20 protein-coding genes and 3 tRNA genes are annotated in these 23,816 nt (G+C 59.4%); 5 read left to right on the forward strand and 18 right to left on the reverse strand.

Annotated elements, in window-relative coordinates; all coding sequences use genetic code 11:
- Positions 1-10: 10 nt before the first annotated feature.
- Together pfkB and ptsP are read right to left on the reverse strand one after the other, a co-directional pair.
- Positions 11-952: a 1-phosphofructokinase gene (pfkB, locus tag CKW25_RS19295; protein ID WP_095081612.1), complete on the reverse strand. Its 942-nt coding sequence runs from the start codon at positions 950-952 to the stop codon at positions 11-13.
- Complete coding sequence (gene ptsP / locus CKW25_RS19300; protein ID WP_095081614.1) at positions 952-3,813, reverse strand: phosphoenolpyruvate--protein phosphotransferase; 2,862 nt, start codon at positions 3,811-3,813, stop codon at positions 952-954. Before ptsP ends, pfkB begins: the two co-directional genes overlap by 1 nt.
- Before the next feature lie 307 nt (positions 3,814-4,120).
- Between ptsP and cra the strand changes: the two genes are divergently transcribed.
- Together cra and CKW25_RS19310 are read left to right on the forward strand one after the other, a co-directional pair.
- On the forward strand, positions 4,121-5,116 hold the full coding sequence (gene cra, locus CKW25_RS19305; protein ID WP_095081616.1) for a catabolite repressor/activator: 996 nt from the start codon (positions 4,121-4,123) through the stop codon (positions 5,114-5,116).
- Positions 5,117-5,119: 3 nt separating this feature from the next.
- A complete protein-coding gene (locus tag CKW25_RS19310) occupies positions 5,120-5,896 on the forward strand; it encodes a TatD family hydrolase (RefSeq protein ID WP_095081617.1) in 777 nt (258 codons plus the stop codon).
- Between the two features lie 41 nt (positions 5,897-5,937).
- On the opposite strand, the gene CKW25_RS19315 is transcribed toward CKW25_RS19310, so the two are convergent.
- The 3 genes from CKW25_RS19315 to ampD form a co-directional block, all read right to left on the reverse strand.
- Entirely contained in the window at positions 5,938-7,968 is a 2,031-nt protein-coding gene (locus CKW25_RS19315) for a methyl-accepting chemotaxis protein (protein ID WP_095081618.1), read from the reverse strand.
- Between the two features lie 176 nt (positions 7,969-8,144).
- A complete protein-coding gene (gene ampE, locus CKW25_RS19320) occupies positions 8,145-8,981 on the reverse strand; it encodes a regulatory signaling modulator protein AmpE (RefSeq protein ID WP_095081619.1) in 837 nt (278 codons plus the stop codon).
- Positions 8,978-9,538, reverse strand: a complete 561-nt coding sequence (gene ampD / locus CKW25_RS19325) for a 1,6-anhydro-N-acetylmuramyl-L-alanine amidase AmpD (protein WP_095081620.1) — start codon at positions 9,536-9,538, stop codon at positions 8,978-8,980. The genes ampE and ampD overlap by 4 nt, the downstream gene beginning before the upstream one ends.
- Before the next feature lie 288 nt (positions 9,539-9,826).
- Between ampD and nadC the strand changes: the two genes are divergently transcribed.
- Positions 9,827-10,675: a carboxylating nicotinate-nucleotide diphosphorylase gene (nadC, locus tag CKW25_RS19330; protein ID WP_095081623.1), complete on the forward strand. Its 849-nt coding sequence runs from the start codon at positions 9,827-9,829 to the stop codon at positions 10,673-10,675.
- A gap of 69 nt (positions 10,676-10,744) precedes the next feature.
- Here the strand turns inward: nadC and CKW25_RS19335 are convergent, their stop codons facing one another.
- Positions 10,745-11,050: a DUF6388 family protein gene (locus CKW25_RS19335; RefSeq protein WP_095081625.1), complete on the reverse strand. Its 306-nt coding sequence runs from the start codon at positions 11,048-11,050 to the stop codon at positions 10,745-10,747.
- Between the two features lie 305 nt (positions 11,051-11,355).
- Here CKW25_RS19335 and CKW25_RS19340 point away from each other — a divergent pair, with 305 nt between their 5' ends.
- Both CKW25_RS19340 and CKW25_RS19345 read left to right on the forward strand, forming a co-directional pair.
- Positions 11,356-11,883: a hypothetical protein gene (locus CKW25_RS19340; RefSeq protein WP_095081628.1), complete on the forward strand. Its 528-nt coding sequence runs from the start codon at positions 11,356-11,358 to the stop codon at positions 11,881-11,883.
- Positions 11,884-12,101: 218 nt separating this feature from the next.
- The gene (locus tag CKW25_RS19345; RefSeq protein ID WP_095081631.1) at positions 12,102-12,317 is read left to right on the forward strand and encodes a PLD nuclease N-terminal domain-containing protein; all 216 of its coding nucleotides are present in this window, start codon (positions 12,102-12,104) and stop codon (positions 12,315-12,317) included.
- An 842-nt stretch (positions 12,318-13,159) separates the two neighbouring features.
- On the opposite strand, the gene CKW25_RS19350 is transcribed toward CKW25_RS19345, so the two are convergent.
- The 12 genes from CKW25_RS19350 to tpiA all read right to left on the reverse strand — a co-directional run bounded on the left by CKW25_RS19350 (position 13,160) and on the right by tpiA (position 23,813).
- Positions 13,160-13,235: transfer RNA gene (locus CKW25_RS19350), tRNA-Thr, on the reverse strand.
- 261 nt (positions 13,236-13,496) lie between these two features.
- Positions 13,497-15,602 carry a polyribonucleotide nucleotidyltransferase gene (gene pnp, locus CKW25_RS19355; RefSeq protein WP_010463478.1) on the reverse strand — a complete coding sequence of 702 codons (2,106 nt, stop codon included), beginning with the start codon at positions 15,600-15,602 and terminating at the stop codon, positions 13,497-13,499.
- A gap of 196 nt (positions 15,603-15,798) precedes the next feature.
- Entirely contained in the window at positions 15,799-16,068 is a 270-nt protein-coding gene (gene rpsO / locus CKW25_RS19360) for a 30S ribosomal protein S15 (RefSeq protein ID WP_003176135.1), read from the reverse strand.
- 158 nt (positions 16,069-16,226) lie between these two features.
- Positions 16,227-17,144 carry a tRNA pseudouridine(55) synthase TruB gene (truB, locus tag CKW25_RS19365; protein WP_095081634.1) on the reverse strand — a complete coding sequence of 306 codons (918 nt, stop codon included), beginning with the start codon at positions 17,142-17,144 and terminating at the stop codon, positions 16,227-16,229.
- Between the two features lie 3 nt (positions 17,145-17,147).
- Positions 17,148-17,549 carry a 30S ribosome-binding factor RbfA gene (gene rbfA / locus CKW25_RS19370; RefSeq protein ID WP_095081636.1) on the reverse strand — a complete coding sequence of 134 codons (402 nt, stop codon included), beginning with the start codon at positions 17,547-17,549 and terminating at the stop codon, positions 17,148-17,150.
- 159 nt (positions 17,550-17,708) lie between these two features.
- Complete coding sequence (infB, locus tag CKW25_RS19375) at positions 17,709-20,222, reverse strand: translation initiation factor IF-2 (RefSeq protein WP_095081638.1); 2,514 nt, start codon at positions 20,220-20,222, stop codon at positions 17,709-17,711.
- Positions 20,223-20,248: 26 nt separating this feature from the next.
- Positions 20,249-21,730, reverse strand: a complete 1,482-nt coding sequence (gene nusA / locus CKW25_RS19380) for a transcription termination factor NusA (RefSeq protein ID WP_008057419.1) — start codon at positions 21,728-21,730, stop codon at positions 20,249-20,251.
- Positions 21,731-21,789: 59 nt separating this feature from the next.
- Complete coding sequence (rimP, locus tag CKW25_RS19385) at positions 21,790-22,248, reverse strand: ribosome maturation factor RimP (protein WP_158248610.1); 459 nt, start codon at positions 22,246-22,248, stop codon at positions 21,790-21,792.
- 139 nt (positions 22,249-22,387) lie between these two features.
- Positions 22,388-22,464: transfer RNA gene (locus CKW25_RS19390), tRNA-Met, on the reverse strand.
- Between the two features lie 97 nt (positions 22,465-22,561).
- Positions 22,562-22,647, reverse strand: a tRNA-Leu gene (locus CKW25_RS19395).
- Positions 22,648-22,669: 22 nt separating this feature from the next.
- Positions 22,670-23,053 (reverse strand): preprotein translocase subunit SecG, encoded by a 384-nt coding sequence (gene secG / locus CKW25_RS19400; protein ID WP_095081642.1) that lies wholly within the window; start codon positions 23,051-23,053, stop codon positions 22,670-22,672.
- Between the two features lie 4 nt (positions 23,054-23,057).
- Positions 23,058-23,813: a triose-phosphate isomerase gene (gene tpiA, locus CKW25_RS19405; RefSeq protein WP_095081644.1), complete on the reverse strand. Its 756-nt coding sequence runs from the start codon at positions 23,811-23,813 to the stop codon at positions 23,058-23,060.
- Positions 23,814-23,816: the final 3 nt, after the last annotated feature.

Raw genomic sequence — 23,816 nt, forward strand, 5'->3', positions numbered from 1 at the left:
ACCTACCCTCTTATTGTTCTGTCAGGGGATGAACGCGCACCCCCTGTTCGAGCCGCGCCAGCTGCGCCGCATCGCCGATGCCAAAGCCGATCTGGGTGACTGCCATGGCGGCAATCGCCGTGGCGGTGCGCAACGTCTGTTCAGGCATATCGGCACTGAGCAGGCCGTGGAGCATTCCGGCCAACAATGAGTCACCCGCCCCGACCGTACTGGCCACACGGACCTTCGGCGATGAGGCATGCATCGCCGAGCCGACACTGAACCAATTCACGCCCTCGGAACCGTGGGAAATCACCACATGCTCGATACCTTTTGCGTGCAGGCGGCTCGCGGCTTGGGCCTGGGCGGCCACTGAAAGCGTTTCGCAACCCAGTGCATCGGCCAGCTCCTGGGCATTGGGCTTGATCAACCACGGGCCGGCGGTCAGACCAACACGCAAGGCTTCGCCACTGGTGTCGAGCGCCACTTTCAAGCCCAGTTGCTTCAAACGCACAATCAAGGTCTTCAACCAGTGCGCACTGACGCCCTGGGGCAGACTGCCCGCCACCACCACCGCGTCATGTCCTGGTGCTATCTGCTCCAGACGCGCCAGCAGCGCCTGCTGCGCCACCCCGCTGACCACCGGTCCCGGACCGTTGATGTCGGTGATGCGCCCATTGGCTTCGGCCAGCTTGATATTGCTGCGGGTCTCTCCCGGCACACGGATAAACCCGTCGACAAAACCACGCGCCTCGAACAATGCCTCGAAGGCCTGGAGATTGTCTTCGCCAAGAAATCCACTGACGGTCAGTTGATGCCCCAGGTCGGCCAGTACCTGTGCCACGTTCACCCCCTTGCCGGCAGCATGGGTGTGCATGGTTTCACTGCGGTTGAGCTGACCGGGCTCCAGGTGCGACAGCTGAACCGTGAGGTCCAGCGCCGGGTTGAGGGTCAGGGTTAGAATCTTAGCCATTACAGTGCCTCCACTAACGCGCGCACTTCCTGTGCGCTGCCCACGGCCAATGCCTGTTGGGCCAGATATTTTGCCTGCTCAAGACTCAACTCGCGAACCCGTGCCTTGACCTCGCCGATACTGCGCGCCCCTACGCTCAACTCATCCACCCCCAGCCCCACCAGCACCGGTACCGCCAGCGGATCGGCCGCCAGCTCGCCACAGACCCCGACCCACTTGCCATGAGCATGGGCGGCCCGCACGGTGATGTCGATCAGTTGCAGGACCGCCGGGTGCAAACCATCAGCCTGCGCCGATAGCGTCGGGTGACCCCGGTCGATGGCCAGGGTGTATTGCGTCAGGTCGTTGGTGCCAATGCTGAAGAAGTCGACTTCCCTGGCCAGTACCGGCGCCAGCAATGCGGCCGACGGCACTTCGACCATGATCCCCAGTTGCAGGTCGGCCACCGGGATTTCCAGACGCAGGCGTTCGGTCATGTCCCGCGCCTGGCGCCATTCGTCCAGGCTACCGACCATGGGAAACATGATGCGCAGCGGGCGGTTGCCGGCAGCGCGCAACAAGGCGCGCAACTGCGCCTGCATAATGAGTGGACGCTGCAGGGTCAGGCGTATGCCGCGTACGCCCAGGAACGGGTTTTCTTCCTTGGCAATCGGCCAATAGGGCAGCGGCTTGTCACCGCCGACATCGAGGGTGCGCACCACCAGCGGTCGCCCGGCCAGGCCATCGAGCACCCGACGATACTCGGCTTCCTGCGTGGCTTCGTCCGGCACCTGCGGGTGCGCCATGAAAATCAGTTCGGTGCGCAGCAATCCAATGCCTTCGGCGCCCTGCTCCACCGCACTGAGCACGCCCGCGCTTTCACCGATGTTGGCGAACACCTCCACCGGATGACCGTCGAGGGTCAGCGCCGGTTGATGACGTTGTTCAGCGGCGACCTTGAGCCGTTGCTCGCGGCTGTCGCGTTCTTCAATCGCGCGCTGCAGGGTCGCGGCGTCGGCATCGACATGCAGTCTGCCGCGCTGGCCATCCAGCAGCAACGGGGTGCCCGGTGCCAGTAACAACACTGCCGCGCCTGCGCCGACCAACGCCGGGATACCCAGCGCCCGGGCGACGATCGCGCTATGGGCGGTGGCGCCGCCCCGTGCGGTGAGAATGCCCGCGACCCGGGCTGGATCCAGCCGCGCCACATCGGACGGCCCCACTTCATCCATCACCAGAATGTACGGTTGCGCAGGCTCGCTTGGGGTTTCAATGCCGCACAACTGCGCCAGCACCCGGCGGCCGATGTCGCGCAAATCTGCCGCGCGTTCGGCAAGCAAGGCGTCCTGCAAGGACTCCTGTTGCCTGGCTGCCGCGTCGATCACCGCCATCCAGGCCGCTTGCGCACTCTCGCCCTGCTTGAGACGGGTATCGACCTCGTCCGTCAGCTCCGGGTCGTCGAGCATTTCCTGGTGAGTGATGAAAATCTCGCGAATGGCCTTGGCCTGGCTGCGCTGGATCAGCCCTTCGATGTCGCGGCGTACCTCGACCAGCGCTGCTTTCAGCCGCTCGCGCTCGATTGCCGTGGACTCACCGCGCAACGGGTAATCGATGGCTTGCTGAACCTGTACGTGGGCCGGACCAATGGCAATCCCCGGCGCGGCAGCAATGGCCTGAACCAGACTGCCCGGGCTCGGCGCGACGATCTCCAGGGTGTCTTCAGCAATCACCGCTGGGTGCTCGGTCGCGGCCGGCAAGGGTTCAATGTCTTCCCCCAGCCCCTCTTCAATGGCCGCCAACAAGGCGGGCAAGGCATCGGCGGCAATGCTCGGCTCGGCGATCAGCTCCAGCACCTGTCCACGACGGGCACCCAGGCTCAGCAGTTTGCTCAGGCTTTTCACCGACACCGCACTGTCCTGGCCATCGACGATCCGCACGCGAATCTCGCCGTCAAAGCGCTTGGCCAGTTGGGCAAGGATTTTTGCCGGCCGCGCATGCAAGCCGTGGGCGTTGGCCAGCGCGATGCGAGCACTGGGCCAATCAGCCGGCAATTCGCCACCGAGCACCTCAAGGACCGCTCGACGGCTGGTGGCCCGTCCCAGTTCATGGCCGCGCCCTTCAATCAGCAGGGCACACAACCGCTCAAGCAGGGCCTGATGCGCTTCGCCCAGGCTGGCCAGGCAGAATAACCCGCACAGTGGCTGACCAAGGTAACGGATCGGTTTGTCCGGCGTCACGAACGCCAGGCCCGGACGCTTGACCGTTTGCTCGCTGTGCAGCCACCACAGGCCATCGCCCAGGGGTAGCGCTTCAACCTGCTGCAGGACGGCCGCAAAACCGTTGCCCACACAATCGGCCTGACGCAACAACCGCGCGCCCCGCCAGACCAGTTCCTCGAAATCTTCGACGCAGACCCCCAGGCCGATCATCTGGGCATCCAGCGCCAGCTCCTGCGGGGCGCTTTGCAACAGCTTGAGCAAGGCTTCGGCCGAACCGGCTCGACGCAAGGCCTGGCCCAGGTCGGTTTCACCCAGGGCGCGAGTCAGCAGTTGCAGCAGGTGTAAATGTTCGTCGGACTTGGCCGCGATGCCGATCGCCAGGTAAACCATCTGGCCGTCGCCCCAGTCCACCCCATCAGGGAACTGCAACAGACGCACACCCGTGGTGTGCACCAGGTCACGGGTTTGCGGGGTGCCATGGGGAATGGCAATACCTTGACCGAGAAAGGTCGAGCCCTGGGCCTCACGTGCCTGCAACCCGCCAAGGTAACCCTCGGCCACCAGGCCGTCGGCGACCAGGCTGTCAGCCAGCACACGCAATGCAGCGGCTTTATCCACCGCCGACTGGCCCATGGATATCTGCTCTATAGTGAGCTCGAGCATGCTTTCTCCTTTTGGGTACGGGGGCCGCACCAGGTATTGTTTTGAATGAATAAGCTTAGGCTTTAATCCGCGAACTCTCTTTCAGGGCATCCTTTGGCGGTTTCACGGCAGTCATGGCCAAAGGCGCCAATGGAGAAGAAAATACGCTGGCTGAAACGTTTAATCTAGATGAATTGGCACGTTACTCGATAATCGCTCATGCTTGAAGTCCAACCGGTCGAATGCTTGCGACATTGGTCGCCTGCCGTAATCGGGTAGGATTGGCCACAATGTCGGGGCAAGCTCGAACAAACAAGGAATTCCCGGGTTGAAACTCAGTGATATCGCCCAACTGGCCGGTGTGTCCGTGACCACCGCCAGCTATGTCATCAATGGCAAGGCCGAACAGCAGCGCATCAGCAACGCCACGGTCGAGCGCGTCCGCGCGGTGGTCGAGCAGCACGGCTTCACGCCTAATCCTCAAGCCGCCGGGCTGCGCAGCCGGCACACCCGCACCCTGGGCTTTATCCTGCCGGATCTGGAAAACCCCAGCTACGCACGGATTGCCAAGTTGCTGGAACAAGGTGCCCGGGCGCGCGGCTATCAGTTGCTGATCGCCAGCTCCGACGACGCCCCGGACAGCGAGCGGCAATTGCTGGCGCTGTTTCGCGCCCGGCGCTGCGATGCCCTGATCGTTGCCAGTTGCCTGCCGGCTGGCGATGACAGCTATCGCCAATTGCAGGCCAAAGGCTTGCCGATCATTGCCATCGACCGGGTCATGGAGCCTGAACATTTCTGCTCGGTGATCAGCGATGACCGCGAAGCCAGCCTGCAACTCACACGAAGCCTGTTGCAACCGGCCCCCAGGCAGATCGCCCTGATTGGCGCGCGGCCCGAACTGAGCATCAGCCAGGAACGTGCCGCCGGTTTCAAACAGGCCTTGGTCGAGTTCGAGGGCCAGGTGCTGATCGAACACGGCGAGTCATTCAGTCGCGACTGCGGTCGGCAACTGATGGAAGAACTGCTGCAACGCCTGGGTCACTTGCCGGATGCGCTGGTGACTACCTCCTATGTGCTACTGCAAGGCGTGTTCGATGCCTTGCACGACTTCCCGTTGAAAACCCGTCCACTGCGCCTGGGCACCTTTGGTGACACCCAGTTGCTGGACTTCCTGCCGCTGCCCGTCAATGCCATGGCCCAGCAGCATCGACTGATCGCCGAAAAGGCCCTGCAACTGGCCCTCGCCGCCATTGAGCAAGACCACTACCAACCCGGCGTACAGGCCATTGCGCGGACGTTCAAGCAACGCATTCACCAGGACTGAACCGTGGAGCTGATCGACAGCCACACCCATCTGGATTTTCCGGATTTCGACGCCGATCGTCAGGCGCTGCTGGCCAAAAGCCGCGCCCTGGGGGTCAAGCGGATGGTGGTGCTGGGGGTTTATCAGCGCAATTGGCAGCGGGTCTGGGACTTGGTGCAAAGCGATGCGCACCTGTATGCCGCATTCGGCCTGCACCCGGTGTATCTCGACGAACACCGCCCCGCCGACCTCACGGAACTGGCCGGCAGGCTGACCCGCCTGGCCGGCCATCGGCAGTTATGCGCGGTGGGTGAATTCGGTCTGGATTACTTCCTGGAGACCCTGGATCGCGAGCGCCAGCAAACATTGTTTGAAGCACAGTTACAGCTGGCCGCCGACTTCCAGCTACCCGCCCTGCTGCACGTTCGGCGCAGCCACGCGGCGGTGATTGCCACCTTGAAGCGCTTCAAGCTCAAACGTGCCGGGATCATTCACGCCTTTGCCGGCAGCCGCGAGGAAGCCCGCGAGTACATCAAGCTCGGGTTCAAGCTGGGATTGGGTGGTGCGCCGACCTGGCCGCAAGCGCTGCGCCTGCACAAGGTGATTGCCGACTTGCCGCTGGAGTCGGTGGTACTGGAAACCGACTCACCGGACATGGCCCCCGCCATGTACCCCAACCAACGCAACAGCCCTGCCCACCTGCCGGCGATTTGCTCGGCCTTGGCACCGATCATGGCCATCAGCCCGGAACAACTGGCGGCCGCCAGCACGGCCAACGCCTGCGAAGTGTTCAACTGGTAATCAACCGCGCGGCCCTGTGCAAACGACCATCGTGGTGGCCGTCAGACCCGAAAGGCGCTGATCAAGTGTTTCAACTGCACGACCTGGGCTGACAGGGCGCGGCTGGCGTCTTCGGTCTGGTGCGCGCCTTCGGCGGTGCGCTCACCGGCGCGATTGATCTCGACAATGTTTTGGTCGATATCGTGCGCCACGGCGGTCTGCTGCTCGACGGCGGCCGCGATCTGCTGATTCTGGTCGACGATCATGCCCACTGCACCGAGGATGTTTTCCAGGGCCTGCTGGACCTTCTCCGATTGCCCGACGGTGCCGCTGGCCATCTGATGACTGACGCCCATGGCCTTCACCGCGGCCCCCACGCCACCGTGCAGCCTGGCGATCATCTGTTCGATCTCTTCGGTCGATTGCTGGGTGCGCTTGGCCAGGGTGCGGACCTCATCGGCCACCACCGCGAAACCACGTCCCTGCTCGCCCGCCCGGGCCGCCTCGATGGCGGCATTGAGCGCCAACAGGTTGGTCTGTTCGGCAATACTCTTGATCACTTCCAGCACGCGACTGATGGACTGGCTGTCGCTGGCCAGTTGATTGATCACCAGCACCGACGCGTCGATCTCGCTGGCCAGTTGAGCAATGCTGCCTTGCTGCGACTCGACCAGCCCACGCCCGCTGATGGTTTCGTCGTTCACGCTGTGGGCGCTGCTCACCGCGGCGGCGGCACTGCGCGCCACTTCCTGGGAGGTGGCCGACATCTGGTTCATCGCCGTGGCAACCTGCTCGATCTGCGTGCGCTGACCGGCCACCGCCTGATTGCTCTGGGCTGACACCGTTTGCACCTGGCCGGCCTGACGCTCGACCTCATTGACGGTCTTGCCGACCCGTTCGATCAGGTCATGAATCTTGGCCACCGTAGCGTTGAACACGTTACCCAGCTCACCCAGTTCATCTCGGCTGTGGGCGGTGAACGTCACGGTCATGTCACCGGCCGCCACTTTGTCCATGACCCCGCCCAGGCGTTTGAGCGTGGTGCGGGTGGAGGCGTAGAAGCCGCCGTAGAGATAGAAAATCAGCACGAACACCACACTGAGCGCCGCCGCTTGCAGCACCATGTGCGTACGGTTCTGCTCCAGGCGTTGCTGCAATTGAACCGCGAGAAACTTCAGTGTCGCGTCGTTCAACTGGTAGGTCTGCGCCATCAGGCCGGTGACCTGCTCGTAAAAACCCTGCCAAGGTGCATCGAGGGTGTCGGCCATCACCACCTGGTCTTCGAACAGCTCGCTGGCTTGCTTGAGCGTGGCCTGGCTGGCATTGGCTGCCGGCTCCAGCACCTCGCGCGCGGCTTTGCTGGCACCCAGCGCATCCTGCAGTTTGAGGGCATATTCAGCCTGCAGCCTTTCCATCTGCGCCAGCAGTTCATCAAAGCGGGTGGACGACGCGGAATTCAGAAAGCCCTGCCCCAACGAGAACGCGCCCATTGCCCGGCCATCGCCGAGGATTTGCGTGACTCGCGGAGTCACGTTGGTGAGCAGTTCACTCAGCTGACGGATGTCGCCCTGGTTGTCCCGGCTCAAGCCGGACTGGCTGGTGATGATCTGGCCGACAATCTGCGCATTGCCGAGCAGCTTGCCGATCATCGCGCTTTTGCTCTGCAGGGATTTCTCCGTCTGCTGGGCCTTGAACGCCGCGATCATTTCATCGCGCTTGGCATTGAACACGCGGACCTGTTCCGGGTCGTTGGTCATCGCGCTCAGCGCTTGCAGACGCTCCAGCACGCTCTGCTCAAGGGCACTGATCTTCGATTCGATATCTCCCGCTTTGCCGGACTGGCCGAGGCTCGTGTTGATCTGCACCAGATTGTTCAGGGTTTCCAGGTCGCGCCGCAGGGTCAGGCCGCTGCCCAGCAGGTCGAGACTTTGCAATTCAACCCGCGTCCCCTGGAATTCACGATACGAATCGCGCACCAGATAGAAGTTGGTCACCAGCATCGGTAGCAGGAACAGCACGCTGATCAGACTGAACTTCATGCCGAAGCTCAGGCGATTCATCAGTGCAATGGCGGGATAGAGCAAGCTCTTCACTGGAAGTCTCCCTTGGATTTCTTATTGTTATTGGCGGGCACGCAGAGACGGCAGATAGCCACCATGGCGCGCTACTGCTGTATAACTTAAATCGGCGGAAGGTTTTGTAACTTAAGGTTAACGGCAGGACGCTGTGCAGGCCTGTAGCAACTGGCGGCTACAGGCCAACGGGGTCTTCAGAGCAGGACAGTCCAAAGGGCAAAACCGGCATACCAGACCACTGCCGCCCGCAGCAACAGCTCCCAAATCTGATCCAGGTTGTTGAGACCGTCAGGCCCGGTCACCGGCGGTGGAATTTCTCCCGCGACCATGCCGGCTTTCTCGATCAACTGCGCAGCGCTGATGTTCCAGTTCAGCAGTTCATGGAGCATGACCCGACTGACGGCGACAAAATTACCCACCAGGGCGAAACTTACTGCCAGCAAGCGCACGGGCAACCAGTCAAAGGCGTGCCGCAGTTGCGCAGCACGCTCCACCAGTGCCGGGCTCTTGCCGTGCTCCGCGGCCAGGGCCAGCAAGCGATAACTCAGGGCCGCCACCGGACCGAGCAGGAAATACCAGAAAATCACCGCGAAAAAACCCTGGTATGCCTCCCACACCAAATAGCCTTGCACCCGTTGCAGCAATTGCTCACCGCTGTCAGCGCAAACATCCAGATCACGCTGGGCGACATGGGCGGCCGCTTGCAGGTCTTCCCGGCGCCAGGCATCACGAAACGGCCCCAGGCCTCCGAGCAAGTCGCCCCGACCCAGGCTGTAGATCACCACCAGCAAATGCACCGGCAAGGCCAGCAACCCATAGGCCACCGGCTCCAGCGCCAGTAGCAGCAGGCCAAGCACGGTCACCGGCAACAGCACCAGCAGCGCCAACACCACCCATGGCCGGTCAGTCAACCGCGAGGTGCTTTCCAGCCGGGTCAGTTCACGCAGCCAGCCACCGTCACGCTGCACCCGGTGACGCAGCGCCGAGAACTTCTCGATCCAGACCGCCAGCAGCAACACCAGAAAACTCATTGTCCTTCCCCTTTTTCCAACGCCGCGCGATAGCGTGCCCAGTCGAACGCCGGCCCTGGGTCAGTCTTGCGTCCAGGGGCGATGTCACTGTGCCCCTGGATACGCTCAGTGGTGATTGCCGTAAAAGCCACCTGCAACTGGCTTGTCAGGGCGGTCAGCGCCCGATACTGGGCATCGGTGAATGGCAGATCATCGGTACCTTCCAGTTCGATGCCCAGTGAAAAATCATTACAGCTTTCGCGCCCCTGGAATCTGGAGACACCCGCATGCCAGGCCCGCTCAAGACAGGAGACAAACTGCGTGATCGTGCCGTCACGCTCGATCAGAAAGTGCGCCGATACGCGCAGGTCGGCAATCCCTGCAAAATAGGGATGTTCGGTGACATCCAGACGGTTCTGAAAAAATTCCTGCACCTTGCCCGTGGCGAACTGCGCCGGGGGCAGACTGATGTTGTGAATCACCAGCAAGGAAATTTCGCCCGAGGGGCGCGCATTGAAGTTGGGGGACGGGCAGTGACGCACCCCGTCAAACCAGCCACTCGCGAGGTCCAGCTGCATACAGGTTCCTTCAACAACGGCTTTGACAGGCTTCAGTATGCCGTGATCGCCCCCAAGGTTGCGATCACTTGCCACGATTGAGTCGGTGTAACTGGTCAATGACCGACTCCAGGGCCTGATCGAACAACACGCTGTCGTCCTCGGCCAGACACAGACTCTGCTCGCGCCCTTGAAATAGCGCTTGGGTCGAGCAAACGCGCAAGGGAGTACACCCTCAAGGCATTTGCTGCCTTGGGTTCGCTCCCGGCATGGCCCTATAATCGGGCCACTTTGTTTGTGGAGCCCGTTATGCCGAATCTACGCCTCGCCGACTTGACCGCCGAAATCGAAGCCAACGTGCGCCGTGCGTTGCTGGAAGACATCGGCAGCGGCGACATCACCGCACAACTGATCCCGGCCGAACGCCTGGCCAAAGCCACCATCATCACCCGCGACGCCGCCGTCATCAGCGGTACTGCCTGGGTTGACGCGGTGTTCCGCCAACTGGATCCGCGCGTGGCCGTGCACTGGCAAGTGCGCGACGGTGAGCGCGTGAGCCCCGATCAGATTCTGTTTCACCTCGAAGGCCCGGCCCGCTCGCTACTGACAGGCGAGCGCAGCGCGCTGAACTTCCTGCAATTGCTCTCGGGGGTAGCCACCCGCGCGCAGTACCTGGCCGACTTCGTCGCCGACACCCAGGTCAAGCTGCTGGACACCCGCAAGACCCTGCCTGGGCTGCGCCTGGCGCAAAAGTATGCGGTAACCTGCGGTAGCTGCCACAACCACCGTATCGGCCTGTATGACGCCTTCCTGATCAAGGAAAACCACATCGCCGCCTCTGGTGGCATCGCGCAGGCCATCGCGGCCGCGCACAAGATCGCCCCGGGCAAACCGGTGGAAGTTGAAGTGGAAAACCTGTCGGAGCTCAAAGAGGCGCTGGCGGCGGGTGCCGACATCATCATGCTCGATGAATTGAGCCTGGACGACATGCGCGAAGCCGTCCGCCTGAACGCCGGTAAGGCGAAGCTGGAGGCCAGCGGCGGTGTCAACGAAAGCACCTTGCGGCCAATCGCCGAAACGGGCGTGGACTACATCTCGATTGGTGCGATGACCAAGGACGTGAAGGCTGTGGACCTGTCGATGCGCCTCAGCCTCTGAGGTACATCGACAAGCGGTAAGCGACAAGCGGCTCTGCCTTGCCTTGTAGCTTGCCGCTTGAAGTTGCCCTCAAACCACCAGATTGTTCATCTCGCAGTATTCTTCCCATTCGACACCCAGCACTTCAGCCGCTTCCTTGTGCAATGCAAGGCGCGTCGCTTCGTACTCTTCTGGCGTCGAGGTGTACTTGAGTGTCAGCTCCCACGGCTGCAAGCCCTGGGCTTCGGCTTCATCCTCGAACGCCCACTGGATCTGATCTTTCTGATCATCGGGACTCAGGTCCTTGATCTCGTCCATCAGTTCCGGCGCATCAAGCATGTACTTCCTGAGCGCTTCTGCGTGCCTGTCTTGCTGGGTCATTTCTTTCACGGTCATGGCGTTCTCGCTGATCTGGGGAATGGAAGATGGATCTGGATCATCAAGGATCTCTCTGACGCAGAAAAACCGCTTCAAGCCCGGTTTATCTGGCCTTCAGAACCATTCGGGATCATCTGAAAACTGCTGGGCGATGCTCATGCAGACACCAAATATAGGATGTTTGGCCGACGATTTACACGGCTCTTTGCATCTATTCCATAAAAAGCCGTGCACATCAGGTGCAGCAGCCTTCGGGAACATAAATCCGCCTCCCAGGTCATAGCGATATGCCATATCGGCACTTCACCAGGAGCTCCACAGTGATGCGCAGTTTCTCGAAGCTTTCGTCCACCCTGCTGCTCGGCACCCTGGCATTGGCCAGCAGTACCCAAGCCGCGGTTGAAGTCTCCTCTGGCCCGGCGTCTTACGACGACAAAATCCCTGCCATCCACAGCTCATTCGATCAGGACACACTGGTCAGAAGCAACGTCAGCATCACTGATCTGGAAAACCTGCAGAAAACCGTGAAGGCCAATGTCGACGAACTGGAAACCCAGAAGCGCACCATCAGCGACCAGGCCCGCCAGATAGAAGAACTCAAGCGCAGCGCCGGTTCCAGCTCGAGCTCCAGCAGCAGCGACATTTCCGACCTCAAGCGTACCGTCAAGGAGCAGGAGCGCGATCTGGACACTCTCGCCAGGCAGGTGGAAGACCTCAAGCGCAACAGCGGCTCAAGCGCCAACTCGAACAACAGCGAAATCTCGAACCTCAAGCAACAGATCAACGATCAGGATCGCACGACCGATCAACTCAAGCGGATCGTCGAGGAATTGAGCCAGAAGGTGAAATAAGGGAAGTGGCGTCGAGTCTTCCTGTGCCAGTTCAACACCGTGCCACCGCTGGAATCTGGTCACAGGCTCACGCTGCTTTCGGCGTCCGCTGTGCTACCGGTATCCCGGTTGAATCCACAGGCGGATGCGGACATTGACAGGCATCATGACCGAAAGTCGCTGGTGCGCCTTGGATCAGCAAAGTATTTTGCTTATCATCAGTAACAATCCAATTACATATGAGTATTTCCTTGGGCTCTATCTTGTTCGACCTCATCGCCTTCGTCATTTTTGCCCTGGATATCTGGGCGATCTTCAATGTGGTGAAAAGTAATGCAGATACCCTGAAGAAAGTTCTCTGGGTGGCGCTGGTTGCATTTCTCCCAGTACTCGGCCTGATCATCTGGGCTCTGACCGGCCCACGCGGCAACATTCGTCTGCCCTCATCCAACTGAGGCACAGCGCACGAGCTTAGCGTGATTGATCTGGAGCCGAACACCGAAGTATCCAACGGCCCAGACCAGGCCTGACTGACGTCGGGCCTCGGATTGCCTGTACCACCGTCCGCTGAAACCCTCCCGAGATGAGAACCCCACTGACTTCGAGCAGTATGCGTGCATGGCAACAATTCCACGCCATGACCATGGGTCGACCTGACATATAAGCGAATGAGTCGTTTGCAAAAACGCACCATGAGTGACCGCTGCAACGGCTGTTCCTGATCAGGAACCACGGTAACGCCCTGGAAGATTACCTTTGCGCCCGTTGATTTCAGTCTGGTCGCGATCAGGTCGAGATTCCTTTCGTACCCATCCAGCAGAACCGCGATTACCCCTCGACAGACATAGTGGCGGAGGGTGTCGTTTTGAGGCATGACACCCCTGGGGGCGTACCCCTTAGTGACGGAGCCTCACTTTGAGCCGGAGGGTTTAAACGTGGGCTATGGTCAGCCCCCAAAACCGTGGGCTGGCAAGGAAAGCCTGGGAAACCATAGACAACAAAAAGCCCGCACCAGGCGCAATACTGTTCAGTTAAGGAAAGGGGGCTCAGTACATCCCCCGTGGCGAGCGAGCTTGCTCGCGCTGGGCTGCACGGCAGCCCCAAAAACTATCGCCGAGTTCGTTCTGAAAGGCCGCAGTCGCTTTGTTGGGTGCGCTTCGCGCACCAGCGCGAGCAAGCTCGCTCGCCACGGGTCTCTCACCCGCTTCAAGCCTTTCTTAACTGAACAGCATTACGCACCAGGCGGTGCCTTTTTGTGGGATTTCGGGTGGTTTTAACACCACCTGAAATTAATTAATGGTGCCCGAGACAGGAATTGAACCTGCGACCTTCGCGTTACGAGTGCGCTGCTCTACCAACTGAGCTACACGGGCGGTGGGCTAAACCTAGCACCGCTTTTGAGGTCCGGCAACCTGTGGCGAGGGAGCTTGCTCGCGCTGGGTTGCAAAGCCCCCCCAAGGCGCTTGAGCAGGTCCGCTGCGATTAACGACTTACGACTGCTGTGCCCGAACGCGGAGCGGCCGGCGGGAGCAGGCTCCCTCGCCACGCGACTTTCCTGCAGACAAAAAAATGCCCCGCGGCGTTCACCGCGGGGCATTTTTTACAGCGTTGAAGCAGTCAGCCTACGGGAGTGATTAAACGCCCGAAGCCTTGGCTGCTGCCACGTCTTTGATGGACAGCTTGATACGGCCGCGGTTGTCCACGTCCAGTACCAGCACTTCCACTTCCTGGCCTTCTTTCAGGATGTCGGTCACTTTCTCAACGCGAGCATCGCTCAGCATCGAGATGTGAACCAGACCGTCCTTACCAGGCAGGATGTTGACGAATGCGCCGAAGTCGACGATGCGCTCAACCTTACCGACGTAGATCTTGCCGATCTCGGCTTCTGCGGTGATGCCCAGGACGCGCTGACGAGCAGCTTCAGCCGCTTCCTTGGTTTCGCCGAAGATCTTGATCGAACCGTCGTCTTCGATATCGATCGAAGCCTTGGTTTCTTCACAGATCGCACGAATGGTCGCGCCGCCTTTACCGATGACATCACGGATTTTGTCGGTGTCGATCTTCATCGCGATCATGGTCGGAGCATTTTCCGACAGCTCGGTACGCGACTGGCCAATGATCTGGTTCATCTGGCCGAGGATGTTCAGGCGCGCTTCCAGGGCTTGGCCCAGAGCGATCTCCATGATTTCTTCGGTGATGCCCTTGATCTTGATGTCCATCTGCAGCGCGGTCACACCTTTGGCGGTACCGGCTACCTTGAAGTCCATGTCGCCCAGGTGGTCTTCGTCACCCAGGATGTCGGTCAGGACGGCGAATTTCTCGCCTTCTTTAACCAGACCCATGGCGATACCGGCAACCGGTGCCTTCATCGGAACGCCGGCATCCATCAGGGCCAGGGAAGCGCCGCAAACGGAAGCCATGGAGCTCGAACCGTTGGACTCGGTGATTTCCGATACCACGCGGATGGTGTATGGGAACACGTCGGCAGCAGGCAGCATGGCTGCAATCGAACGACGGGCCAGACGGCCGTGACCGATTTCGCGACGACCAGCGCCACCCATGCGACCACACTCACCTACCGAGAACGGAGGGAAGTTGTAGTGCAGCATGAACGGGTCTTTTTTCTCGCCTTCCAGGGTGTCCAGCAGTTGTGCGTCACGGGCGGTGCCCAGTGTGGCAACAACCAGGGCCTGGGTTTCGCCACGGGTGAACAGAGCCGAACCGTGGGTCTTTGGCAGAACGCCGACTTCGATGTTCAGCGGACGTACGGTCTTGGTGTCGCGACCATCGATACGTGGCTTGCCGTTGACGATGTTTTCGCGAACGGTGCGGTATTCGATTTCGCCGAAAGCGGCTTTGACTTCGCTGGAAGAAGGCTGGCCTTCTTCACCGGACAGCTTGGCGACGACCTGGTCTTTCAATTCGCCCAGGCGAGCGTAACGGTCGGCCTTGATGGTGATCGTGTAGGCCTGGGAGATAGCGTCGCCGAACTCGGCACGGATAGCGCCCAGCAGTGCGGTGGCTTCAGGCTGTGGAGCCCAGGTCCAGGTTGGCTTGGCAGCTTCGGCAGCCAGTTCTTTAACAGCGTTGATCACAACCTGGAACTCGTCGTGAGCAAACAGTACCGCGCCCAGCATCTGGTCTTCGGTCAGCTCTTTGGCTTCCGATTCAACCATCAGGACCGCTTCCGAAGTACCGGCAACGACCATGTCCAGGCTCGAAGCTTTCTGTTGTTCGTAAGTCGGGTTCAGCAGGTAGCCGGTGCTTTCGTGGAACGCAACGCGGGCAGCGCCGATCGGGCCATCGAAAGGAATGCCGGAGATGGCCAGGGCAGCCGAGGTACCGATCATCGCAGCGATGTCCGGATCGGTCTTCTTGCTGGTGGAAACGACGGTGCAGACAACCTGCACTTCGTTCATGAAGCCTTCTGGGAACAGCGGACGGATCGGACGGTCGATCAGTCGGGAAGTCAGGGTTTCTTTCTCGGAAGGACGGCCTTCACGCTTGAAGAAACCGCCAGGGATCTTACCGGCAGCGTAAGTCTTTTCCTGGTAGTGAACAGACAGAGGGAAGAAGCCCTTGCCTGGATCGGCTTGCTTGGCACCGACTACGGTCACCAATACGCTGACGTCGTCGTCAACGGTGACCAATACTGCGCCGGAGGCCTGACGGGCGATACGGCCAGTCTCGAGGGTAACGGTCGACTGACCGAACTGGAATTTTTTGATTACCGGGTTCACGGTGTCCTACCTTCTTTGTGGCTCTTGGGGAACTGGTTTTCTTGCGAAATTCTTGGGCAATGTCGGGAATCGGCCCGGCGTGTATTGTCCAGGTAAAACTACTGTCCAGATAAAACTTGAGGCTGGGAGCCTGCCATGTGCCAGCGGGAAACCCACTGACGCACGACAGACAACCAACCTCTAGCGCAATCGCTTATTAGCGACGCAGACCCAGGCGACCGATCAGAGCCTGATAACGACCCAGATCCTTGCCTTTCAGGTAGTCCAGCAGCTTACGGCGCTGGTTTACCATACGGATCAGACCACGACGGGAGTGGTGATCTTTACCGTTGGCCTTGAAGTGACCTTGCAGTTTGTTGATGTTGTGGGTCAGCAGTGCAACTTGCACTTCTGGAGAACCAGTGTCACCAACAGCTTGCTGGTAGTCAGCTACGATTTGGGCTTTTTCTTGAACGTCGAGAGCCATGAGGCAATCCTTTTATCAGGAAACTGTTTCAGAAAAACAGCTTCAACAGGCCAGGGACAAATCCCTGTATCTAAAAATGAGTAGTGACCGTGCCTGTTGACAGCCACCCTCGCCAGCCTGCGTAAAAGCTGCTGCGCTTTTACGCAGACTGGTTTCGGTCATTCTGACCGAATCAGTCGACGTGGCGCTATGCGCCCGTCTTCGCTCACTTCACCGATTCCGATGAAGCGACCATTGTGATCCTGTACCCGTACCATACCGAACTTCGGTGCATCCGGGGCGCGTACCGGCTGGCCATTGAGCCAGTAGAACGAGCTGTGCTCCGAGAATTGCAGCAGCGGCCAATCCAGCAGGCCACTGTCCGATGGCATCAGGAAGCGATCGACTGCTTCGTTGCCGCCTTCGGCATGTACAGCTTCCAACTCTTCCAGCGTGACCGTCTGGGCCAGGCTGAACGGACCGGCCTGGGTACGTCGCAGTTCTGCCACGTAAGCGCCACAACCGAGCTGTTCACCGATATCTTCCACCAGGGTACGGATATAGGTGCCTTTGCTGCAATCTACGGCAAAGCGCGCAGTGTCGCCTTCAAAGGCCAGCAATTCCAAGCGCGCTATAGTAACAGAACGCGGTTCGCGCTCCACCACTTCACCTGCACGCGCCAGCTTGTACAGCGGCTGCCCATCACGCTTGAGGGCTGAGTACATCGGTGGTATCTGACTGATTTGCCCACGAAATCCTGGCAAAACCGCTTCGACATCGGCGCGACCAACGGTCACGGGGCGCTCCCGCAAAACATCACCCTCGGCGTCTGCCGTGGTGGTGGTCTTGCCCAATTGCGCCAGGGTTTCATAACACTTGTCGGAATCGAGCAGGTATTGCGAGAACTTGGTGGCCTCACCGAAGCACAACGGCAACACACCGGTGGCCAGCGGGTCGAGACTGCCGGTGTGACCGGCCTTCTCGGCATTGAGCAACCAGCGAACCTTCTGCAAGGCCGCGTTGGAGGTAAACCCCAGCGGTTTGTCGAGCAGGATGATGCCGCTGACGTTACGACGGATACGTTTGACCTGAGCCACCGATTACTCCTTGGCGTCTTCGGTTTCTGCCGCAACCGGGTGCTGATTGTCTTCAGCCACGGCGCGCTCGATCAATGCCGACAGATGAGCACCGCGCACGACGCTTTCGTCGTAGTGGAAGTGCAGCTGTGGAACGCTGCGCAGCTTCATCTCGCGAGCCAACTGCATGCGCAGGAAACCGGCGGCTGAGTTGAGCACCTTGATGCTTTGAGCGATATCTTCAGCGCTGTCCTGGCCCATCACGGTGATGAAGATCTTGGCGTGACCGACGTCACGGCTGACTTCAACAGCGGTAATGGTGACCAGGCCGACGCGCGGATCTTTGACTTCACGACGGATCAGTTGTGCCAGCTCGCGCTGCATCTGATCGCCGATACGTTGGGTACGGCTGTATTCTTTTGCCATGTCTTGTTACCTGTTACTGCCTCACGGTGAAACCCGTGTGGTCTGAAAGCGGCAAACGCCCGGCCTGACAGAAGCCAGACCGGGCGTTGCGTTTAGAGTCCGGGTGATGCGCCGTGCATTTGCATGCGGCTGCCCATCACGGCTCTTGAAGTGCGCGAGTTAGAGGCTGCGAGCAACCTGAACTTTCTCGAAGACTTCGATCTTGTCACCGACCTTGACGTCGTTGTAGCTCTTCACGCCGATACCGCATTCCATGCCGGCACGTACTTCGGAAGCGTCATCCTTGAAGCGGCGCAGGGATTCCAGCTCACCTTCGAAGATAACGATGTCTTCACGCAGTACACGGATTGGACGGTTACGGTGCACAACACCTTCGATAACCATGCAACCGGCGATCGCGCCAAACTTCGGCGAACGGAACACGTCGCGGACTTCAGCAATACCCAGGATGTTCTCCCGGACGTCGCTGCCAAGCATGCCGGTCAGGGCTTTCTTGACGTCTTCGATGATGTCGTAGATCACGTTGTAGTAACGCATATCCAGACCTTCCTGCTCGACGATCTTGCGAGCGCCAGCATCGGCACGCACATTGAAGCCGAACAGTACAGCGTTGGAGGCCAGTGCCAGGTTGGCGTCGGACTCGGTGATACCACCGACACCGCCACCCACGACACGCACTTGCACTTCGTCGTTACCCAGGCCGTTCAAGGCACCGTTCAACGCTTCCAACGAACCACGAACGTCAGATTTGAGGACGATGTTAAGCGTCTTCTTCTCTTCCTGGCCCATGTTCTCGAAGATGTTTTCCAGCTTGCCTGCGTGAGCGCGCGCCAGTTTGACTTCGCGGAACTTGCCTTGACGGAACAGAGCCACTTCACGGGCTTTCTTCTCGTCGGAAAGTACGCTCATCTCGTCGCCAGCGTCCGGGGTACCGTCCAGGCCGAGGATCTCGACAGGGATGGAAGGACCAGCTTCCTTGATTGGCTTGCCGTTCTCGTCGAGCATGGCGCGAACACGACCATAGTTCGAACCGACCAGCACCATGTCGCCTTGGCGCAGAGTACCGTCTTGAACCAGAACGGTAGCAACCGGACCACGACCTTTGTCGAGGCGCGATTCAACCACAACACCACGGCCAGGAGCCGAAGGCGTAGCTTTCAGTTCCAGAACTTCAGCTTGCAGCAGAACAGCTTCGAGCAACTCGTCCACGCCAGTACCGACTTTCGCCGAAACCGATACGAACGGGGTGTCGCCGCCCCACTCTTCCGAGGTCACGCCGTGAACCGACAGTTCGCTACGGATGCGATCGAGATCGGCGCCCGGCTTGTCGATTTTGTTCACAGCTACAACCAGTGGAACACCGGCAGCCTTGGCATGCTGGACAGCTTCAATGGTCTGCGGCATGACACCGTCGTCCGCTGCAACTACCAGGATCACGATGTCGGTCGCCTTGGCCCCACGAGCACGCATTGCGGTAAACGCAGCGTGACCCGGGGTATCGAGGAAAGTGACCATGCCGCGATCAGTTTCAACGTGGTACGCACCAATGTGCTGGGTGATGCCGCCGGCTTCGCCTGCAGCTACCTTGGCACGACGGATGTAGTCGAGCAGCGACGTTTTACCGTGGTCAACGTGGCCCATTACGGTCACAACCGGTGCGCGGGAGAACGCTTCACCTTCAAACTTCAGGGACTCAGCCAGGGAATCTTCCAGGGCTGTGTCGCTGACCAGGGTCACTTTGTGGCCCAGCTCTTCAGCAACCAGTTGGGCAGTTTCCTGATCCAGTACCTGATTGATGGTCGCTGGAGTACCCAGTTTGAACATGAACTTGATGATTTCAGCAGCCTTGACCGACATCTGCTGAGCGAGATCGCCAACAGTGATGGTCTCGCCGATCTTCACTTCGCGCACAACAGGGCCGGTTGGGCTCTGGAAACCGTGAGCGTTGCGTTTCTTCAGCTTAGCCTTGCCGCGGCCACCACGACGGAAGCTATCGCTTTCTTCGTCGGTAGTACGTGGCGCAACGCGTGGCGCAGGCGCCTTTTCCTTGACCGAAGCACGATGCGGAGCGTTTTTGCGCTCGCCATCGCCACTGCCACGACGATTGCTATCGTCGGCGCGTGGTTTGTCCGGACGGCGCGGTTCGTCACGCTTGCGAGCGTCAGCGGCAGGTGCTGCTGCAACCGGTGCTTCACGCACTGGCTCGACAGCTGCAACCGGGGCCGCAACCGCGCCCGAAGGAGCAGAGTGCGCAGCAGCAGGCTGGCGACGCGCTTCTTCTTCGGCGCGACGTTTGGCTTCTTCTTCAGCCTTCTGACGTGCAGCATTTTCTACTGCGCGACGTTCTTCCAGTTCGCGTTTGCGCTCGGCTTCGATTTCTTCCGGGCTGCGCTGTACGAAGACTTTCTTCTTGCGTACTTCAACGCTGATGCTTTTGCTGCCAGCAACACGCAGGGTGCTGGTGGTTTTACGCTGCAACGTGATCTTGCGCGGTTCTTCCACTTTCGCCTTGTGGCTGCTTTTCAAGTGAGTCAGCAAAGACTGCTTCTCACTGTCGGTCACATGTTCCTCGGCGGCGGTGTGCGGCAGACCTGCCTCACGCATCTGCTGCAGCAGGCGCTCTACCGGTGTTTTGACCTCATCGGCCAGTTGTTTCACCGTGACTTGCGTCATGCATTTCTCTCCTCAGGCCGCGCCTATTACTCGAACCAATGGGCTCGGGCGGCCATGATCAACTTGCCGGCACGATCATCGTCAATGCCGTCGATGTCGAGCAGGTCGTCAATAGACTGCTCGGCCAGGTCTTCGCGGGTAATTACGCCGCGCACCGCCAGTTCCATCGCCAAATCCTTGTCCATACCCTCAAGCGAGAGCAGGTCTTCGGCCGGATGGGCGTCTGCCAGCTTTTCCTCAGTAGCGATGGCTTTAGTCAACAAGCGATCCTTGGCCCGAGCGCGAAGCTCGTTGACGGTGTCTTCGTCAAAGCCGTCGATGTTGAGCATTTCTTCCAACGGTACGTAGGCAATCTCTTCCAGGCTGGTGAAGCCTTCATCTACCAGCACCTGTGCCAGGTCTTCGTCGACTTCCAGCTCGTCGATGAAGTTGCGCAGGATGTCGCCGGTTTCTGCTTGCTGCTTAGCCTGGATGTCCGATTCGGTCATCACGTTCAGGGTCCAGCCAGTCAACTGGCTAGCCAGACGCACGTTCTGACCACCGCGACCGATGGCCTGAGCCAGATTGTCTGCGCCAACGGCGATGTCCATTGCATGGGCATCTTCGTCAACGATAATTGCCGCAACCTCGGCCGGGGACATGGCGTTGATCACGAACTGCGCCGGGTTGTCGTCCCACAGGACGATATCCACACGCTCACCGCCCAGTTCACCGGATACTGCCTGGACGCGCGAACCGCGCATACCAATGCAAGCACCCTGCGGGTCGATGCGTTTATCTTTCGAGCGGACCGCAATCTTGGCGCGCGAACCCGGATCACGGGAAGCGGCCATGACTTCGATCAGGCCTTCAGCGATTTCCGGCACTTCAATGCGGAACAACTCGATCAGCATTTCCGGCGCGGTACGCGACAGGATCAGCTGCGGGCCGCGGTTTTCAGTGCGGATTTCCTTGAGCAGTGCACGCAAGCGCACACCGACCCGGAAGGTTTCGCGAGAAATGATGTCTTCACGAGCCAGCAACGCTTCAGCATTGTTGCCCAGATCGACGATCACGTTGTCGCGGGTCACTTTCTTCACGGTGCCGGAGATGATCTCTCCCAGGCGCTCGCGGTAAGCGTCGACAACCTGAGCACGCTCGGCTTCGCGAACCTTCTGCACGATGACTTGCTTGGCAGTCTGTGCAGCGATGCGACCGAATTCGATGGACTCGATTTTCTCTTCGACAACGTCACCGACCTTGGCGCCAGGATGCGTTTCAGCAACCTTGCTTGGCCAGGTTTCGATGGCCGGATCGTCCAGGTCTGCTTCTTCGACGACCGTCCAGCGACGGAAAGTCTCATAAGCACCGGTGTGGCGATTGATTTCCACACGCAGATCGACTTCGTCCTCGAAACGCTTTTTGGTAGCCGTGGCCAGAGCCAGCTCCAGCGCTTCAAAAATTACGTTTGCCGGTACGCCCTTTTCATTGGATACCGACTCAACAACCAGCAGTACTTCTTTGCTCATCGTACGCCTCGCCTTTCGCAAGCCATTGGATCCGCGGGATCCGCAGTTTCTGGCACGTCTCAGTCAAAACTGGGAATAATGTTGGCCTTGTCGATCATATCGATCGGCAACAGGAACTCATGGTCATCAACCTGCACCACGACGTCCTGTTCTTCTACACCGCGCAGAAGGCCCTGAAAGTTGCGTCGACCTTCAAAAGGCGAGCGCAGCTTGATCTTCACTTGTTCACCGGCAAATTTTGCAAACTGCTCAATAGTGAACAGCGGGCGTTCCATGCCAGGCGAGGAAACTTCAAGGGTGTATTCAACGGCGATCGGATCTTCAACATCCAGCACACCGCTGATCTGACGGCTGACGATGGCACAATCGTCCACCAGCACGCCGCCTTCTTTATCGATATAAACGCGCAACATTGAGTGGCGACCTTGAGCCGAAAACTCAATACCCCAGCATTCATAGCCTAGGGCCACGACCACCGGGGCCAGCAAGGCCTGCAACTGTTCTAGCTTGCTCGACACCTGAACCCCCTCGTGCATGTATGTGCATGCTTTGCAAAATAAAAAAATGGGCGAATCGCCCATCCCTGAAACGCCGTCGAATAACGGCGTTATAAAGTGTCCAGCTAACAAAAAGCCCCTGAAAAGGGGCTCCTGAAACTGGTTGCGGGGGCCGGATTTGAACCGACGACCTTCGGGTTATGAGCCCGACGAGCTACCAGACTGCTCCACCCCGCGACAAAGCTGGGGCGGAAGTATACGACCGATCCCTGACAGGGTCAATGTAACCTTCCACCTGCAAGAAAGCCCGCAACAGCGGGCTCTCCTGACTAATTGGTACCGAGAAGGGGACTCGAACCCCTACACCCTATGGGCACAACCACCTCAAGGTTGCGTGTCTACCAATTCCACCACCTCGGCAATACTACGTTTGAAACCCTTCTTACTTTTGCTCTTGAGCTGGAGGTACGTCAGTCGCATTGGTTGCCGACTTTTGCTCTTCAAGCACCGGTACATCATCAGAAGCCGGTTTTTGCACTGGTACTTCAAGAACCGCTGGGTTTGGCAAACCTACTTGAGTCAGCTGTTGAGCTTTCTCTTTAGCAAAGTAACCTAACCCTAAGCTGGTTATGAAGAAACCTGCGGCAAGTATAGCAGTAAACTTACTAAGAAAGGTAGAGGAACCTTGGCTTCCGAACACAGTATTTGAAGCACCTGCTCCGAAAGACGCGCCAGCGTCCGCACCCTTACCCTGCTGCAGCAATACCAGAGCAACTACGCCCAATGCGCCCAGCAGATGAAAAACGACTACGACTGTTTCCAGCATTTTCTCAGTTTCCCGCGGCACGAATAATCGCACCGAACTCATCTGCATTCAGGGAAGCTCCACCAATGAGCCCCCCATCGATATCCGGCATGCCGAACAGTTCGACCGCATTGGCCGCCTTCACGCTGCCGCCGTATAGAAGCCGCACACCTTGTGCGACTTCAGAATTCTCTGCCGCCAACTGAGCGCGAATGGCTGCATGCACATCCTGCGCTTGTTGCGGTGAAGCAGTCAGCCCGGTGCCAATGGCCCAGACCGGCTCGTAAGCGATTACTGCATTTGCAAAAGCGCCAACACCCAGCTCCTCGATGATGCTGTCCAGCTGACGCCCGACAACCTCAAGAGTTTTACCGGCCTCACGCTGCGCCAGGGTCTCCCCTACGCACAACACCGGAATCAAGCCACATGCCTGTGCCGCTGCAAACTTGCGATTCAGTGTCCCGTCGAGCTCGCCGATAATCTGGCGGCGCTCCGAGTGCCCAACGAGCACCAGGGAACAACCTGCATCCACCAACTGACTCGGTGCAATTTCACCGGTCAGCGCACCTTGCATCGACTCCATCGCAGCGTTCTGCGCGCCGACCGAAATCGGCTTTCCTTGCAAGCCATCAATCACTTGATTGATATACAGGCAAGGCGGGAACACCGCGACATCAACACCGCTCGGCAAGGCCAGATGACGAAGACCGTCGATCAGCTCAGCGACGCTGGCGCGGGTACCGTGCATCTTCCAGTTACCAGCTACCATAGGGCGACGCATGCT

It is taken from the genome of Pseudomonas sp. Irchel s3h17 (genome assembly GCF_900187505.1).
Lineage (GTDB): Bacteria > Pseudomonadota > Gammaproteobacteria > Pseudomonadales > Pseudomonadaceae > Aquipseudomonas.

What these genes read in the sequence shown, in the direction of transcription:
- pfkB (WP_095081612.1), bottom strand. Translation starts at nt 952, where the DNA reads ATGGCTAAGATTCTAACCCTGACCCTCAACCCGGCGCTGGACCTCACG.
- ptsP (WP_095081614.1), bottom strand. Translation starts at nt 3,813, where the DNA reads ATGCTCGAGCTCACTATAGAGCAGATATCCATGGGCCAGTCGGCGGTG.
- ampE (WP_095081619.1), bottom strand. Translation starts at nt 8,981, where the DNA reads ATGAGTTTTCTGGTGTTGCTGCTGGCGGTCTGGATCGAGAAGTTCTCG.
- ampD (WP_095081620.1), bottom strand. Translation starts at nt 9,538, where the DNA reads ATGCAGCTGGACCTCGCGAGTGGCTGGTTTGACGGGGTGCGTCACTGC.
- nadC (WP_095081623.1), top strand. Translation starts at nt 9,827, where the DNA reads ATGCCGAATCTACGCCTCGCCGACTTGACCGCCGAAATCGAAGCCAAC.
- CKW25_RS19335 (WP_095081625.1), bottom strand. Translation starts at nt 11,050, where the DNA reads ATGACCGTGAAAGAAATGACCCAGCAAGACAGGCACGCAGAAGCGCTC.
- CKW25_RS19340 (WP_095081628.1), top strand. Translation starts at nt 11,356, where the DNA reads ATGCGCAGTTTCTCGAAGCTTTCGTCCACCCTGCTGCTCGGCACCCTG.
- CKW25_RS19345 (WP_095081631.1), top strand. Translation starts at nt 12,102, where the DNA reads ATGAGTATTTCCTTGGGCTCTATCTTGTTCGACCTCATCGCCTTCGTC.
- rpsO (WP_003176135.1), bottom strand. Translation starts at nt 16,068, where the DNA reads ATGGCTCTCGACGTTCAAGAAAAAGCCCAAATCGTAGCTGACTACCAG.
- rbfA (WP_095081636.1), bottom strand. Translation starts at nt 17,549, where the DNA reads ATGGCAAAAGAATACAGCCGTACCCAACGTATCGGCGATCAGATGCAG.
- infB (WP_095081638.1), bottom strand. Translation starts at nt 20,222, where the DNA reads ATGACGCAAGTCACGGTGAAACAACTGGCCGATGAGGTCAAAACACCG.
- nusA (WP_008057419.1), bottom strand. Translation starts at nt 21,730, where the DNA reads ATGAGCAAAGAAGTACTGCTGGTTGTTGAGTCGGTATCCAATGAAAAG.
- secG (WP_095081642.1), bottom strand. Translation starts at nt 23,053, where the DNA reads ATGCTGGAAACAGTCGTAGTCGTTTTTCATCTGCTGGGCGCATTGGGC.
- tpiA (WP_095081644.1), bottom strand. Translation starts at nt 23,813, where the DNA reads ATGCGTCGCCCTATGGTAGCTGGTAACTGGAAGATGCACGGTACCCGC.